Source organism: Butyricimonas sp. DFI.6.44 (genome assembly GCF_022132345.1).
Taxonomy (GTDB): Bacteria; Bacteroidota; Bacteroidia; order Bacteroidales; family Marinifilaceae; genus Butyricimonas; species Butyricimonas muris.
In genome coordinates, this window is sequence record NZ_JAKNJD010000011.1 from 178,826 (window position 1) to 196,088 (window position 17,263).

The 17,263-nt window shown below is 45.8% G+C and carries 12 protein-coding genes; 9 read left to right on the top strand and 3 right to left on the bottom strand.

What is annotated here, in order from left to right:
• Positions 1-3 precede the first annotated feature (3 nt).
• From L0M98_RS15935 to L0M98_RS15965, 7 genes are all read left to right on the top strand, one after another.
• A complete protein-coding gene (locus L0M98_RS15935; RefSeq protein ID WP_227216850.1) occupies positions 4-1,131 on the top strand; it encodes a DegT/DnrJ/EryC1/StrS family aminotransferase in 1,128 nt (375 codons plus the stop codon).
• A gap of 10 nt (positions 1,132-1,141) precedes the next feature.
• Complete coding sequence (gene wecB / locus L0M98_RS15940) at positions 1,142-2,203, top strand: non-hydrolyzing UDP-N-acetylglucosamine 2-epimerase (RefSeq protein ID WP_227216849.1); 1,062 nt, start codon at positions 1,142-1,144, stop codon at positions 2,201-2,203.
• Position 2,204: 1 nt separating this feature from the next.
• On the top strand, positions 2,205-3,500 hold the full coding sequence (locus tag L0M98_RS15945) for a glycosyltransferase family 4 protein (protein ID WP_227216848.1): 1,296 nt from the start codon (positions 2,205-2,207) through the stop codon (positions 3,498-3,500).
• 8 nt (positions 3,501-3,508) lie between these two features.
• The gene (locus L0M98_RS15950; protein ID WP_227216847.1) at positions 3,509-4,522 is read left to right on the top strand and encodes a D-glucuronyl C5-epimerase family protein; all 1,014 of its coding nucleotides are present in this window, start codon (positions 3,509-3,511) and stop codon (positions 4,520-4,522) included.
• Between the two features lie 253 nt (positions 4,523-4,775).
• Entirely contained in the window at positions 4,776-6,704 is a 1,929-nt protein-coding gene (asnB, locus tag L0M98_RS15955) for an asparagine synthase (glutamine-hydrolyzing) (protein WP_227216846.1), read from the top strand.
• Positions 6,705-6,715: 11 nt separating this feature from the next.
• Entirely contained in the window at positions 6,716-7,750 is a 1,035-nt protein-coding gene (locus L0M98_RS15960) for a glycosyltransferase (RefSeq protein ID WP_227216845.1), read from the top strand.
• Positions 7,751-7,753: 3 nt separating this feature from the next.
• A complete protein-coding gene (locus L0M98_RS15965; protein ID WP_227216844.1) occupies positions 7,754-8,935 on the top strand; it encodes a glycosyltransferase family 4 protein in 1,182 nt (393 codons plus the stop codon).
• On the opposite strand, the gene L0M98_RS15970 is transcribed toward L0M98_RS15965, so the two are convergent.
• The 3 genes from L0M98_RS15970 to L0M98_RS15980 form a co-directional block, all read right to left on the bottom strand.
• Complete coding sequence (locus tag L0M98_RS15970; RefSeq protein ID WP_227216843.1) at positions 8,932-9,711, bottom strand: hypothetical protein; 780 nt, start codon at positions 9,709-9,711, stop codon at positions 8,932-8,934. The two genes, L0M98_RS15965 and L0M98_RS15970, sit on opposite strands and share 4 nt — an antisense overlap.
• Positions 9,696-11,849 carry a lipopolysaccharide biosynthesis protein gene (locus L0M98_RS15975; protein ID WP_227216842.1) on the bottom strand — a complete coding sequence of 718 codons (2,154 nt, stop codon included), beginning with the start codon at positions 11,847-11,849 and terminating at the stop codon, positions 9,696-9,698. Before L0M98_RS15975 ends, L0M98_RS15970 begins: the two co-directional genes overlap by 16 nt.
• Before the next feature lie 63 nt (positions 11,850-11,912).
• On the bottom strand, positions 11,913-13,013 hold the full coding sequence (locus L0M98_RS15980; RefSeq protein ID WP_227216841.1) for a glycosyltransferase: 1,101 nt from the start codon (positions 13,011-13,013) through the stop codon (positions 11,913-11,915).
• Positions 13,014-13,224: 211 nt separating this feature from the next.
• On the opposite strand from L0M98_RS15980, the gene L0M98_RS15985 reads away from it, so the two are divergent.
• The gene (locus L0M98_RS15985) at positions 13,225-15,705 is read left to right on the top strand and encodes a YfhO family protein (protein ID WP_227216840.1); all 2,481 of its coding nucleotides are present in this window, start codon (positions 13,225-13,227) and stop codon (positions 15,703-15,705) included.
• Positions 15,706-15,898: 193 nt separating this feature from the next.
• A complete protein-coding gene (locus tag L0M98_RS15990) occupies positions 15,899-17,263 on the top strand; it encodes a PCMD domain-containing protein (protein ID WP_227216839.1) in 1,365 nt (454 codons plus the stop codon).

A 17,263-nucleotide genomic window follows, 5' to 3' on the forward strand; every position in this document is an offset into this window, starting at 1 on the left:
ATCATGAATATAGCCATGGTAGACCTTCACGGGCAATACGAACGTATTCGGGAAGAGATAAACCACGCCATACAGGAAGTCCTCGACTCTGCGGCATTTATCAACGGACCGCAAGTTAAACAATTTGAACAACACCTCGCGGAATACAATCAAGTGGAGCACGCGATAACTTGCGCGAACGGAACCGATGCCCTGCAAATTGCCTTGATGACCTTAGGCTTACAACCGGGTGACGAAGTGATTGTGCCCGTGCATACCTACGTGGCAACGGCGGAAGTGATTGCCTTACTGCATTTAGTACCCGTGTTTGCGGATTGTGTGGCAGACCGCTTTACGATAGACGTTACCCGGATTGAAGAAAAAATCACCCCCCGCACGAAAGCCATCGTACCCGTTCACCTGTACGGTCAATGTGCCGACATGGAGCCTTTGATGGAAATTGCCAAACGCCACAACCTCTCCGTGGTGGAGGATGCCGCGCAATCCATCGGGGCGGAGTACACTTTCAGCGACGGACGGAAACTGAAATCCGGGTGTATCGGCGATATCGGCACCACTTCATTTTTCCCGTCCAAGAACTTGGGATGCTACGGGGACGGCGGAGCCTTATTTATCCGGGACGCCCGACTGGCAGAACGTGCCCGCATGATTGCCAATCACGGGCAAAAGATTAAATACCACCACGATATCGTGGGTTGCAATTCCCGGTTAGACACGCTACAAGCCGCCATTCTCGACGTGAAATTACGTTATCTCCGCGAATACACTGCCGCCCGTAACCGGGTTGCCGACAAATACGACGAGGGACTGGCTTCCGTCAAAGGCATTATACTTCCCGCCCGAGCAGCCAATAGCACGCACGCGTTCCACCAGTACACGATACGAGTGGCGGACAAACGCAGGGATGAACTGAAGACTTTCCTGCAATCCCAAGGCATCCCGAGCATGATATATTACCCGGTTCCTTTACACCTGCAACAAGCCTACCTCCGCGAAGGACAAGGGAAAGGCTCGTACCCCGTGTCGGAGCAACTGAGCGAAGAGGTACTATCCCTGCCCATCCACACGGAAATGAAACCGGAGGTTCAAGAATATATCATACAACAAATACACGCGTTTTTTAATCAATAATACCCGTTCCATGAACATTATCACCATCGTAGGGGCAAGACCTCAATTCGTGAAAGCGGCAGTAGTCAGCAGGGAAATCAGCACTCGCGACGATATTCACGAAACCATCATACACACGGGGCAACACTTCGACCCCAATATGAGTGATTTGTTTTTCGAGGAAATGCGGATTCCCGCTCCCGGTTACAACCTCAATATCAACAGCCTGAGTCACGGCGCCATGACCGGTAAGATGCTTGAAGAAATCGAAAAAGTACTTCTGGACAAGAAACCGGACTGGGTGCTTGTGTACGGGGACACGAACTCCACCCTCGCCGGGGCTCTTGCCGCGAAGAAATTACATATCCGGGTGGCACACGTGGAAGCCGGGTTGCGTTCATTCAACATGACCATGCCGGAAGAAATCAACCGGATTCTGACAGACCGCGTTTCCGATATCCTTTTCTGCCCGACGGAAACGGCTATCCGCAACCTGAAAAACGAAGGCTTCGACCATTTCGACTCCCGTGTCGTGCTATCGGGAGATGTCATGCTGGACGCCGCCCTCTTCTATCGGCAATACAGCCGTCCGCCACAAATCGAACTGAAGCGGGATTTCGTACTCGCCACCCTGCACCGGGCTGAAAACACGGATACTCCCGAATACTTGTCGGAAATTATCCGGGCACTGGAAACGATTTCACGGGAGCAAGACGTCCTTCTCCCCCTTCATCCCCGTACCCGGGCAAAACTGGAGGCTTCCGGCTATAATACCCGACTCTCCCCCATTCGTTTCATCGACCCCGTGGGATACCTTGAAATGATTCACTTGCTGGACAAATGCTCGCTCGTCATGACGGATAGCGGGGGCTTACAAAAAGAGGCTTTCTTCTTCCGGAAATATTGTATCACGCTCCGGAACGAAACGGAATGGACTGAACTCGTCGACCACGGTTACAATACCTTGGCGAGAAATTCATACGACAGAATTATCCAAGCCTACCGGGAGCAACCGCACCCTGACTTTTCTACCCCCCTGTACGGTGACGGACATGCCGCGAAAGTGATTGTCGATACTTTAATCGAGGCGTAAGATGAAAAAGAAAGTTTTAATTATTACCTACTATTGGCCGCCAAGCGGGGGACCGGGAGTACAACGGGTGCTAAACTTCGCGAAATACCTGCCCAAGTACGGGTGGGACCCCGTGATACTGACCGTCAGAAAAGGCGAGTATCCCGCTAAAGACCCCTCGTTGGAAAAAGAAATCCCGTCGCACCTAAAAGTGTACAAGACAAAAACGTTCGAACCGTTCTCCATTTTCAAACTGGTTTCCGGCAAAAAGAAGGACGACGCAATCGGTACCTATATTCTCTCCGAGAAAAGCCCGAACCTCGTCACCCGCCTCTCCAAATGGATTCGGCTAAACCTCTTCATCCCCGATGCCCGTGTCGGCTGGAAACGTTATGCCGTGAGGGAAGGAAAGAAAATCATCCGGTCGGAAAACATTGATTTGATTCTCACCTCCTCCCCTCCCCATTCGTTGCAACTAATCGGTCAAGCCCTTGCCCGAAAAACAGGCAAACCGTGGATTGCCGACTATCGCGACCCGTGGAAAGAAGTCGTTTACAACCAAAACCTGAAAAGAAGTGTCCGTGCCGAGCGTAAAGACCGTCGTCTGGAACACGACGCCTTGAATGCCGCCGATGGCATCGTGTCCATCAGCAAGGACATCCTGCAATTGCTCGAAAGCAAACGCGAAAAACTGCGAAACGGTTGTCTGGTCTTCAACGGTTACGACAACCATCCGGCTCCCCTCCCGCGTAACGACTGCCCCGTGATTACTTACACGGGAGTACTTTCAGTCACCCGTATCCCGACACCTTTACTACCCGCCCTTCGGGAATTGCGGGAAGAAAATATACGGTTCCGGCTGAAATTCATCGGGAACACCTGTCCCGAACTGCGACAACTCGTGGAGGAAAACGGGCTGACAGCCGACACGAAATACATATCCTATCTCCCCCACGACGAATCGATACGCCATATCAACTCGTCCGACGCCCTGTTACTTGTCATTGATAACGTACCAAACAACAAGGGCATCCTTACCGGAAAATTGTTCGAGTACATCGGGGCACAACGTTCCATCTTCGCCGTCGGCAATACCGAGGGTGAAGCCCGCCACATCATCGACGAATGTCAATGCGGGGAAATGGTCGACTACAATGACACGGAAGGTGCCAAAAGAATATTACGCAAACTCCACGAGGCATGGCAACGTCAAACACCCGCCTACTCGTTCTCGAACAGTTCCCGTTATTCCCGCGAGGCAACCACCGGGGAGCTGGCTCATTTCATGAATCACGTGCTTTCCCGGCACACGAAATAAACAAGCCTATGAAACTGAAAAATGCCCTATTCTTCGGAAAAAGATTGTTGACCGATTTCAACGAGAACAAGCATCTGGCTACTTGCACGGACAACAAAAGCACAGAACTGACTTATTATTATTTTCTTTTTGAAGAGGACAAAATCAACACGCGGGGCGGCAACCACCCGTTCCAATTTGATGAAGCGGGTATTCCCCTCGTGCACTCCTACATCGACGTGGTCGACGGGAAAGGATATTACTATTACCCTATCACCATCGGGCAATACGCTTTGGCCGTGTTTCATAGCTGGCTCAAAACACATGATAGCGAAAAGAAAGCCTATTTCCTCCGTTTTGCCGATTGGTTCATGCAGCAACGGGAGGAATCGCCCGAATTGGGCTGCTACTGGCTGACCGAAACCGCCAAACCGGAATACCGCGTCACCACCCCGTGGAAATCGGCATTCACCCAAAGCCGGGCTATCTCTATCCTCTTGCGGGCATGGCAAATGACACGAAACACGGAATACCTGCACGCGGCAACACTTGCCCTTATCCCTTTCACGAAAGATATATCCGAAGGCGGTGTTTCCGTTGACCGGGCAATCGGCGAAACGTTCTATGAAGAGTACACGGCCGCCTGCCCTACCCGCGTGTTGGACGGGCATATATTCTCGCTCTTCGGTCTACACGATTACATTCGTGCCGTCCCGGAAGAAGTGAATCCCGACGGGCACGCCCTCGCCCTCCATCTATTCAAGGAAGGTGTGGAAGGACTTATCCGCCAACTACCTAAATTCGACATGGGTTACTGGTCCCGCTTCAACCGCTGCGACCTGCCCGGTTACCCGCAAAACGATCCCTGCACTATCGGCTATCTCCGGCTGGTACGCCATCAATTGCTGGTACTCCACCAAATCACGGGTAAAGACGAATTACGCACGTACAGTGAAAAATTCCGCCGATACGACAATATCCGGAATATCCTGAAAATGTATCGCCATAAATTCAAGGCTCTGAAAAAACTGAACAGGTTATAGCCCCATCCCTCACCACCATGACCTAACCTTTACCCGACCACATAAATGGTGCAATGACCAATCATGAAGGTATCATAAACGTTGATTTACGTCTATGATACGTTCATGATACGTTCATGCTACGTTCATGAGGTTAGGAAAAGGTTAAGAATAGGCTGCCCAACCATAAAATAAGTATAGATATTCCGTATCTCTCTTTTTTGTGTTACTTTTGTAAAAAATGCAACCGATGTCCAATTAATTAACAAAGAATATGTGCGGAATAGCCGGAATATTTGAACGCGACAAGGATAACAAAGAATTGATGTCGGAAATGCTGACCGCCATAAAACACCGCGGTCCGGATGACCAAGCCGTCTATGTCCACCGGGATTTTACTCTCGGGCATCGGCGCTTGTCCATTATCGACGTGACAACTTGCGGGAATCAACCCGTATTCAACGAGGATAAAACGGTTTGCGTTATTTTCAACGGGGAAATATACAATTACGAGGAGATACGGGAAGAATTAAAAAATAAAGGACACGTGTTTTACACGGCTACCGACACGGAAGTGCTAGTTCACTTGTACGAGGAACACGGTACCGGACTCTTCAACAAGCTGAACGGTATTTTCGCTTTTGCCCTGTTGGACATGAAGAACGAGCGCTTGATTCTTGCCCGGGACCATTTCGGGGTGAAACCACTTCACTATTTTTTGAAAGACGGCGTACTGGTATTCGGCTCGGAGCAAAAATCCATTATCCTTCATCCCAAGTACGAGCGACAACTCAACCTGAAGGCCTTACACGTTCACTTGAACTTGCGGTACACGCAAGGCAACGAAACCCTGTTCGAGGGAATCAAACGTATCCCGCCGGCACATTATGCCGTGTTCGAGAAAGGGTTGTTCACGGTAAAACGCTACTGGCAATTGTCTGTCGATGTCAATCGCTCCATCACGGAAGACGAGGCAAAGGAGCGGATGAACGCGTTGATCAAACAGGCAGTGAAACGCCAGCTGGTGAGCGACGTCCCCGTGGGAGTATATCTTTCGGGAGGGTTAGATTCTTCCGCTATCGTGCAAAAGATGCATGAACTAGGTGTACCGGAAATCAACACGTTTACCATGGGATTCAACGAACCCACGGACGAGTTTCCCGATGCGCAACAGATAGCGGATCATTTTCACACGAATCATCACACGCTGAGTCTGTCGATGAACCCGATGCGACAAATGCCGCAAGTTATATGGCACGCGGAAGAACCGAAAATCAATTTGTTGCAGGGATTCAACATGTCGGCGTTCGTCCACCCCACGGTGAAAGTTGTACTGGGGGGATTAGGCGGGGACGAGCTATTTGCCGGGTACGATATACACAAGTTCGTTTACCCGTTCAACCAATGGCACCGCCATATGCCGCGATGGATGCAACGCTTCGGACGTTGGAAATCGGATTTTATTTTCAAACTACAAAATAATTCCAAGTCTTTGAGATATGACGAGTACCGACGGGGAGTACAAATGCTTCTCTCGATCGGGGACGTGGAACGCTTTTATCTTATCCTCCGTAACGCGTGGGATTACGACATGCCATTCTACAAGAATATTTACTCGGAGAAGTTTTTGCATCAACACCAAGCGGAACTTATTCCGGTTCACAAGGAGTTCGATAAGATTTTCAACGACGTGAAGAACGAGAACGCGCTAAATCAAGTGCTATACACGGAGTTCCAGTCCAAAATGGTGAATGATTACCTGCTCACGGACGACCGGATGTCAATGGCTCATTCCGTGGAAGAACGGGTGCCTTTCCTCGACCGAGATCTGGTGGATTTCGGATTCTCTCTGCCCGTGGAACTGAAAATCAAGAATAACCAGACGAAGTATCTGTTCCGGGAAGCCATGAAACCTTATCTGCCGCCCAAAATCATCACCAAGAAGAAATGGGGATTCACGGTGAACCCGTATCTCCAGTTCAAGAAGGATTTGAAGGATACCGCCGAAAAGATTCTGACGAAGGAATACATCGAAAAACAAGGTATATTCAATTACGAATATATCCGGTATATCTTGGATTATCCGGCTCACCCGAAACTCCGGTGGCACTATAATTTCATTTGGATTATCCTAGGACTCGCGATTTGGGAACAGCAATTTATCTATAAACGGGTGGAAGATAATATTGAGGCTTATTATTAAAGGGAAAATGTATGAAATATTCTATTATCATAGCCGTTTACAACCGATTGGATGAAGTGAAAGAACTTCTCGATAGTGCCGAAAGAATGAAAGGTGATCGGGAACTTTTTGAATTTCTTTTCGTGGATGACGGTTCGAAAGACGGTTTTCGGGAATTTATAGAGCAATACCGTTCGGCAAGCGGTTTGCAGATTCGTGCCGTCTACCAAAAGAATCAAGGTCCGGGAGCCGCAAGAAATCACGGGATGCGGGAAGCCAAAGGAGATTATTTTATCTTCGTGGATTCGGATTGCATGTTTCCCCCCCATTGGCTACGTGAAATAGAGAAAGTACAAAACGAACACCATTACGACGCTTTCGGCGGACCCGACACGTGTCATCCCTCTTTCTCCCCTCTGTTAAAAGCGATCAATTATTCCATGACTTCTTTTATCGGCACGGGCGGCACGCGAGGAAATAAAAAACATGTCGGACGTTTCTATCCCCGGAGTTTTAACATGGGCATATCCCGCGAAGTCCATGACACGATTGGAGAGATGGGAGGCCTTCGCCACGGGCAAGACATGGATTACTCGATGCGTATATACAATGCCGGATTCAATGTAGGACTTATTCCCGATGCTTACGTTTACCACAAGCGACGGACAAGCATCCCGAAATTCTTCCGTCAGATATTCAACTGGGGAGTGGCACGTATCAACCTCTCCCGTCGTCACCCGTACACGTTGAAAGTGGTACATCTGTTACCCGCGATCCTTATCCTCGGTCTGTTCGGATTAGCCATTGTGACCTGTTTCACGGGGCTAATATTCCCGATACGTGTCCTGTGGAGCATTGCCGGTTGCGGACTGCTGGCGGTTTGCCTGCTGGCTTTCCTTCAATCTTTGGGAAAGTATCACAGCCTTGCGATTGCCTTCTTGTCAATCATCACGCTGTTGATTCAAGTGTTCGCATACGGATTCGGGCTTCTGTGGGGAGGGTGGAATGCCTTGTTGGGTAAAGAAGTGAGGGGATTTTCAAAGAATTATTACGGAAATAAAAAATAAGACATGAAAATAGGTGTCATATTAGATAAAGAGATCACGAGAGATCAACGGGTATTGAACGAGATCAAGGTTTTGGAAAATCACGGGCACGAGATACACGTTCTCTGTCCGGATTTGCTGAATATCGGACTATCGGGGACTATCGGCAAAACTAAAATCACACGCTTCAAGATGTCAAACAGGCAAAGAGAAATCCTGTTCGGAATCGTGAACCGTTTCCCGCTATACAACTGGATATGGCAAAAACAAATCCGCCGTTTCATAAAAAATACCGGGGTAGAAGCCTTACACACGCATGATTTGTACATGGCAAAACCCGTGTACACGGGCAGCCGCGAATACCGGCTCCCGATCACTCTCGACTTGCACGAGAACTTCCCGGCAGCGATACAATCCTACACGTGGGCAACGACTTTCCCGAAGAGTTTGCTCGTGGTTCCCAAACGCTGGGAAAAACTGGAAAAAAGATACCTTGAATATGCCGACAACATCGTCGTGTTGTGTCATAGCTTTCAAGAAGAGTTAAAACAAAAATACCCGTCACTCGCGGGAAAACGCTTCGTTATTTATCCCAACGTGCCGGACACGGAGGAACTTTTAAAACACGATACCGCTCCCGAAACGGTTGCCAAGCAAGATTTTATCATGTTCTATTTCGGGGCTATCGGTGTACGCCGCGGATTGATTACCTGTTTTAAAGCGTTAAAAGAACTTGCCCCGAAGTACCCGGATATAAAACTATTGCTTATCGGTCCTATTGATAAAGGGGATAAAGAAGTATTCAAGACCTATATGGATGATCCTCAAATAAAAGAGCAAATCATTTACCACAAATGGAAGGATCTGTCCGAGTTTCCCGCTTTTGCCCGCCAATCCGCTATCGGGTTATCCCCTTTAATCAAGAATCCGCAACATGATTCCGGTATTGCCAACAAGGTTTACCAATACATGCTGTTTGAAACTCCCGTACTGGTGTCGGATTGTACCCCCCAGTTGGAATTAATCGAAGAAACCGGAGGCGGAATGGTATTCCGGAACGAGGACGTGGGCGACCTCACGGAAAAAATCATCTATCTCTATCAACACCCGGAAGAACGGAAACGCATGGGAGAGAACGGGAAGAAAGCCGTGTTGGAAAAATACAACTCGGTAGTGGCAGGCAACACGTTGAATACGATATACTAACGATCTAAGAAAGACAACCAAAGTTTGCGCACATTCGAGAGAAAATGATGATTCCAATGCTCAGGGTGAGTCAATAACAGGATCACGGAATCACCTTGCTCGATAGCCTCGACAGGGGATTTACCGTATCGCCAGACAGAAGCGTCGGTCACCGAGGCATCCGATATGTAGGTCGTGATTCTTTCCCTCAAAGCTTCGTCGTAAGCCTCGAAAAGGATATCATGCTCTTTTTTGAACGTATCGTCCACGAGAATATGATTCGGGACACCCAGTTTCCTGTTCCAAGCCGCACCGTGGGAACAGAGAGAGGTCATGGAACCGAAACTCTTTCTAAATTCTTGGATTTCCCCGGCTAATTGTTGTTGACAGGAGAGAAGGATTTCGGAAGAAATCTCTTTTTTGTCCTTCAATTGCAAGTGCCTCATCTTCACGGCTAACGTTTCGTAATGCAGCCCGACCTCGAATCCTTCACGAAGCATCCGCTTCACGAGAGAGGGTTTCATGGTTAAATGCCGGAAATAATAAGAGGCATGAACTCCTAAACGCCTTTCCACCTCGAACATCCTTTCCGCCCCGCGGGAATCTATATCCACATCGTGACGAAGCAAGAGAACATGCCCCGACGGATAATCTTCCCGCACCCATTCAAGTAACGACATTACCCGATAGCCGTTCTCCAAAGCCCGTTTCAAGAGAGCTTCATACTCCCCTATCCGGTCTTTCTGCCGAAATAACTTATGATATATTCTTTTCCAGCGGTTCATCGGTTTATCCATGTCACTTTAGTCGGTTCAAAATGGAAACGTTTTTTAAATAAAGCTAACCCTCGAGAATTTCCCCAATAGGAGTCATAAATGATATACCTTACATCGTCCCGCTCAAAGCAACGCTGCACGACTTCCAAAAGCAAGAAATACACAACCCCTGCTTTCAGATAAGCGCCATGCCCCAATATATTATTTATAAATATCGTTTCGCCCAAATGCAATGTACGGATATACCCGACCAGTTTATCATCCATAAAGACCCCGTATACGTCCATCCCCTCGCCCCGGGTAATATTTCCCCGCTGCAAATATTCTTGTTTTATCTCTTTTCCCTGTCGTACTTCCAATGAAGTATTCACTTCAAAAATCTCATTCTCGAATAACTCCGGTTCAATAGACCGAAATTCAGCCCCTTTCTTGTGCGCCTGCTGATGAAAATACTTGACCGAGTTCTTGCCTTTCACCGTTTCGTAATACACGGCGAAATCGTTATGATATTTACTTTTATCCAACAAGGCTATAGCTATTCTCTTACGAGGCACTAAAAATAAAAATTTAGCCTTTCGTTTACTAAATTCCCTACTCAATCGCCCGGCAACAACAGTCTTTCCCAGATTAACTGTTTTACGAGGCATAGAGGTCAAAGAAGACCAATAATATCCCAACATCAATTTCCAATTATCCCACATCCCCGTGATTCTTTGAAGTTCCACGTCATCGTAAAATTTCCATGCATAGAGCATAAAAGGATACGCAACCAACAACCCGATCTTAATAATGAAAGCAATCCATATATTCAACGGAGCCGTCAGAACGCTCAGAAGATAGATTACTGTACCAACCGCAAGAACTTTTCCCAACTTACCCAACTCGTAGGGTATCGGATAAGCCTTTTGCGCAAAATAGTAGGGTATGCCCCAAGAAATTATTTGCGCCACCAAGGTTGCCAATGCAGCCCCGTACATTCCCATCACGGGGATCAAAAGTATATTCAATCCCAGATTTATAAACGTGATCAAGATGATCGAGGAACTGATAATTTTTGTCCGTTTCGTGATTTGTAAACCGATAACGGAAGCATCCCGCAACATACCGAAGAATATCCCGAAAGTGATAAAAGGAACGATATACACGGAAGCATAATATGCGGGATTAGACGCCACCAAGGCAATCAATTCTCTGGATAATAAACTTAATCCCAAAACACAATACATTCCTCCGAAAGAGAGATAGGTAAATATCTTTGAATAAAAACGTCGATTGTTCGGGTCGTTTATTTTTTTCATCATCAAGGGCGTCAGTGCCAATTGAACGGAAGCAACGATGAATATTTTCAACGTGTTACCGATTTTATAACCGAATGCATAAAAGGCAACATCATCCATCCCTTTCATGTAATTCAGCATATATTTATCGAAAACGGTCAATAAACCGCCCACGATAGCGGGGAACATCAACGGGTAGCTATACGAAAGAATTTGCTTAATAGCCGCAAATTCCAATTTCAAGGCTGAATTTTTTATAATAAAAGGCAACAGGAGTAATATTTGGAATATAGCCCCGATCACTTGCGCCTCGTACACCCCGGTAATTCCCTTTTGCCGCCCCACGATAAAATAAACAGTTACACCCAAGGTAACGACCAATTTCAAAATATTGACTACCGAGAACTGCACGGAACGGCTTTTCAACCGCAACAGATCCAACACCGGTGCCACTATCGCGGATAAAACGGAATACACCAACAGCAAATTGAACACGTAAGGCAATTGTTCAAACGACTCCATTTTCTCCCCTGCCAACAACAACCCCTCTATAGAATCCCGGAATCCCCACAGGATCATACCCATCCCCACAGCTGCCACCGTGGTCATCAGCATTATCGTGAAGAACAGACTTTTCTGACGTTCCGCATACTCCTTATCCCAATACCAACGCACGAGCCCGGCATAAAAAGCCAATCCCATAGCGGCAACCAATACTTGGGACGTTACGTCCAGAAGGCTCAGCATCCCGTAATCGGCGGGAGAAAAGAATTTTTCGTTCGTGTACAACGGAATCAGAATAAAACCAACCAACTTGGAAGCAAAGTTTCCAACGCCATACACGACGGTATGCTTCATGGTCTGTTTTATATCTCCGAACATCTTTTACGCTAAAATATAAACTTATCTATACACGAAATATTTCTCAAACGGGAACAAAGATACTCATACCTGCTGATATAAAGCAATCATGGTGTCAACATTTTTCTGCCAATCATACATTTTCTCCACTCGTTCCCGACCGCTTGTTCCTAAAGCAAGTCGCAACCTGTCGTCCAGAAAAAGACGTTCCATGGCTTCCGCTGCAGCGGCGGCATTCTCCCTAGGCACAATCAACCCGTTTATTCCGTCTTCCACAATTTCCACGAATCCCGGGGCATCGGACACAATCACGGGACATTGGCATGCCATGGCTTCCACTATTGCGACTCCAAAACTCTCACTTCTCGAAAGAGCTACAAATACATCAAAATCATTCAATATCGCCGGCAATTCATGATTCGGTACACGCCCCTCAAAAATGATATCATCTCCTACTCCCGAATCTTCTGCCTGTTTTTCAAGTTTCCCTCTCAAACTTCCATCCCCGACAACACGCAACTTCATGCTTGTCTCAGCATATTTCTTCCGGAACAAAGCGAAAGCATCGATAAGTACATCAATCCCGTAACCATACTCCAACGTCTTCACAATCCCCACGGTGAATACCCCGTCGGGCTTTTTCTCCAACTGCCGGAATAAACTGATGTCCACACCAAAAGGAGTGATCTCTATCTTCCGGGATGTATATTTCCGAGTTTCTTCTGCCATCACGTGACTCGTTGACAGAATGTGATCCGTCCGTTTCAATATAAAACGAATTATTCGTTTCCGAATACCGCTTTTCGAGGGGTAGACAAAAATATCCGTTCCCCAGACAGACACCAAGAGAGGATGAAATCCGGACAAAACCCCGAACAAACCGTTATCACTGATGCAATGGGAATGTACCAAATCCGGTTTGTAAGCACGAATCTGTCGCTTGATATCCCAAACCAAAGGGATATAGTACCAGAATAGCTTAAACAAGAAAAACGATTTTATCCCCCGTGCATTTCTTTCCTTGGTAAAGCCACGCACCTCCGCGTTCTCCATGTTTTTATAAAACCCCTCTTCCTTGTAAGGCCTAAAACTATATAGTAATATATTTATTCCTCTATCAGATAACGACTTCACCCATTTTTGGGTATGCACGGCAACCGGATTAGCCAACATAAAAACTTTCATAACTCTCTTGTATTTTTAGAGAAAAAATAAAAATCTAAAAATACAAATAATTTATCTACCGCCTAATCCAAGGCATACATTTTTCAAGAAACACGAATGCCATCGTCCCACCAAGACCATCCCCTTCTCACAATTTTTAAATACATTCCTCTATTTTGATAATTATATTTTTTACTTTCGCGAGAAATCGAATACATTAAAACACAAAAACATGAAGATGCCGAAGCTCAAATCATTTTATCCTTATCTTGTAGCTTTTATCCTATTTATCGTTATTGCCTACGCTTACTTTCCGGCTTTATTCGAGGGCAAAATAGTAATGCAATCGGATATTTCCTCGTGGCGAGGGGCGGCGAACGAGATTATACAGTTTCGGGAACAAACAGGAGAAGAGCCGTTGTGGACAAACTCCATGTTCAGCGGAATGCCGACCACGATGATCTCCACAGAATATAAAGGCAATTACTTGAAAAACGTGTATGACAGTCTGTTCGTGGGACCTCGCCCTGCCAGCTATCTGATTTTAGGGCTTGTCAGTTTCTACCTGTTACTATTGGCTTTCGGGGTAAACCCGTGGTTATCTATCGTGGGTGCTCTCGCTTTTGGTTTCTGCTCGTACAATTTCCAGATTCTTCAAGTAGGACATAACGCGAAGATGGTGGCAATATCATTAATGCCCATGGTCTTGGCTTCTGTCGTTTTCGCCTTCCGAAAGAATCGGTGGTTGGGGGCGGTATTCTTCGGGATAACACTTGCTTTCCAAATCATGGCGAATCACCCGCAAATCACGTATTATCTCGCTTTTATCGTTTTATTCTACGGAATAGCACAATTATACAAAGCCGTCAAGGCAAAGGCACTTCCCGCCTTTTTAAAAACTGTCACGCTACTCGTGGTAGCGGTTCTATTCGCAGCAGCCACAAATATAAATCACTTGTGGCCGACGTGGGAATATAGCAAGTACACGATGCGAGGCGGGTCGGAATTGACCTTAAACCAAAATAGCCAAACCAAAGGCGGGTTGGATAAAGAATACGCCACCGCATGGAGTTACGGGATTGACGAAACCCTCAATCTGATGATACCGAACTTCAAGGGTGGAGCTTCCGGCGGAGCGTTAGACAAAAATTCGGAAACATACAAATTCCTGAATAGTCAAGGAGCGTCGAACGCCGATCAAATCATTCAACAATTACCCTTGTACTGGGGCGAACAGGCATTCACGGCGGGACCGATGTACATGGGAGCTATCGCCATTTTCCTTTTCGTGTTGGGACTCGTGTTAATCAAAGGACCCATGAAGTGGTGGATAGTGGGAATTTCTTTACTGGCTCTATTCTTGGGCTGGGGACGGAATTTCATGTTCCTGTCGAGTTTCTTCTATGACTACATCCCGCTATACAACAAATTCCGGGTGCCGTCCATGATATTGATCGTGTTGCAGTTGACCATTCCTTTGCTAGGGATATATACTCTGAACAAAATTCTTAACGGGGAATACGAGAAAAAGACTCTGCTCAAAGGATTGAAAATAGCCGTAGGAGTTACCGGTGGTATTTGTGCCTTGTTCGCGTTATTACCCGGTTTAGCCGGAAGTTTCGTTTCGCCGGCAGACAGTCAATACCCGGATTGGCTCAGACAATATTTACCCCAAGACCGGGAATCCCTGCTTCGCTCGGACGCATTCCGTTCTTTGGTATTTATCTTATTGGCGTGCATCGTTATTTGGGCATGGATGATTCAGAAAATCAAAAGCACTCATGTCGTGATCGTCATGGGACTATTGATTCTTGCCGATATGTGGACCGTGGATAAACGTTACCTCAATAACGACCACTTTGTAAAACAACGGGAGTTTAACAATCAATACCAACCTCGTCCGGTGGATCAAGCCATCCTTGCAGATAAAGACCCGAATTATCGGGTACTGGATATATCCGTGAACACGTTCAATGATTCGCATACCAGTTATCATCACAAGACGATCGGGGGATACAGTGCCGCCAAGTTACAGCGTTACCAAGATATTATTGATTATTTCATCTATCCCGAGATGCAAAGTATCGGTAAAACGCTGGAAAGTTCTCCAACACTCTCTGCCATGGAAGAAAGTCTTTCCAAGCAAACCGTGTTGAATATGTTGAACACGAAATATGTCATCGTGCATGCCAATTCCGCCCCCGTCAACAATAAATACGCTTACGGGAACGCATGGTTTGTCAAGGATTATGAACTCGTGAACACGCCGGATGAAGAATTACTCGGGCTGAAACAAATAGACCCGAGAGAATCTGCCGTCATCAGCAAAGAGTTTGAATCCGTCATTCAAGATAAAGGTTTCAATTTTGACGAGAACGCCACGATACAATTGACCTCGTACGCCCCGAACAAATTGGAATACAAGACTTCCGCAGCAAACGAACAATTGGCCGTATTCAGTGAAATATATTATCCCAAAGGCTGGAATGTTTATATCGACGGTAACAAAACCGATCTTCTCAGGGCTGATTATATCTTACGTGCCGTCATAGTCCCCGCGGGAGAACATACCGTTACATTCGAATACAAACCGGAGTCTTATTACATGGGAGCCCGAATTTCAGCTATAAGTTCAAGTCTTCTTTTGTTGGCTTTGTTGGGCGGTATTGTATTCTATATCATGCGGTATATGAAGAAAAAGAAGGATGAATAGGGTTTCTGCTTTGATATCACAAGCTGTGACATCAAAGAACTGGTCGCAAATTACGACCAGTTGACTACAACGATGAAACATAACTTGCAATACCTTTTGTAATGAAATACCCAATAGATAACTTTATCAACCTCATCTCCGTATTTATACGGATGGCATAAAAATTGCTGAGTATTACGAAAATTAAATTTATATGAGAAAATATTACGGGATTCTTTTACTAGCACTTGGATTATTCAGTTCATGTGAGAAAGTAAGCAAGTTAAGTGACGATGCGGAGATTGTTTCTTTCTCAATTACTGATCAAACAGAAGGGATCGTATTAAATAAAGAAGGCATTACCGTTAGTAATAACGTGGTAAGTATTCCATTGGATTACGGAAGAAAATTATTTCCACTCACGATAAAGGCTAATATCAAATTTTCTTCAACTACAGATAAGGCCATTAGCGTGGATGAAAATCCATTAAACCTTAAAGAGTTTACATTCAAGGATGTATATACTCCACAATCTTTTTATCTTATTTCAGAGAGCGGTGTACCCCACTTGGGGCAAATCGTTTTAAAGGATAAGCCTAACGCAGACATTACTAACTTTCATATTACGAATCATGCTGAAAAGGATGTAAATGTTTCCATTCATGATAATAATATCCGAATTAACTTCAAGAAAGATTTCAGCTGGCCAGTAACCATTGAGGCTGACATTACTCATAACGGAGAAATCAAAGCCGGTTCTGCAGAATCTCCTTTCACGTTTTCCGGTCCCAACGATAAAAAACAAATCATTTTAATCGCAAAAGACAATCAAGACGAACGTGTTTGGAATATACAAGTTGTTCCAACAATTGAAAATTCCAATTTTGAATTATGGATTAACGAAAATACTTCTAAAGTAAACATAGATCCGACGCCGGGCAAGGGGCTTGGATGGGCAACGGCAAATAATTCATTCGTACAAGGGACTACTCCGGTTCCTTATCAAAACGGTTACGCCGCTCAACTCCAGACAGGCATCCAAAATTTAAGCGGTTTGGGTATCGGAGAGTTAATAACGGCCGGAACAATATTTACCGGGTACTTCCAAATAAATATTTCTGCTTTAAGCAATCCCCCGTTAATGACCTATTTCGGAATACCATTTATCATGCGTCCGGAATCCATTTCTGTTGACGCCAAATACGAAGCTGGTGTAAAATTCCAACGCTCAGAAAAAGTAGGACTAAATTCTTACAAATTAAAAGATACGACAGGAGTTGACCAAGGACGTATCTGGGTTGAACTACTTCGCTGGGAAGGTAATGGAGAATTAGAATATCACGGGGATCCCGTTGACGGCCTAAAGGTTTTAGGAAAAGGGGAAATCATTTTCGATGGAGCGAATACAGCATTACGCAACTGGAACAATTACACGATCCCGATTAAATACGATAGCAAGTACAAAGATTTGGAACCGACACATATATCTATCGTAATGACTTCCAGCAGGCAAGGAGATCTGTTTATCGGAGCTAAAGGTAGTACCTTAACCGTTGATAACGTTGTTGTAAACTTTTAA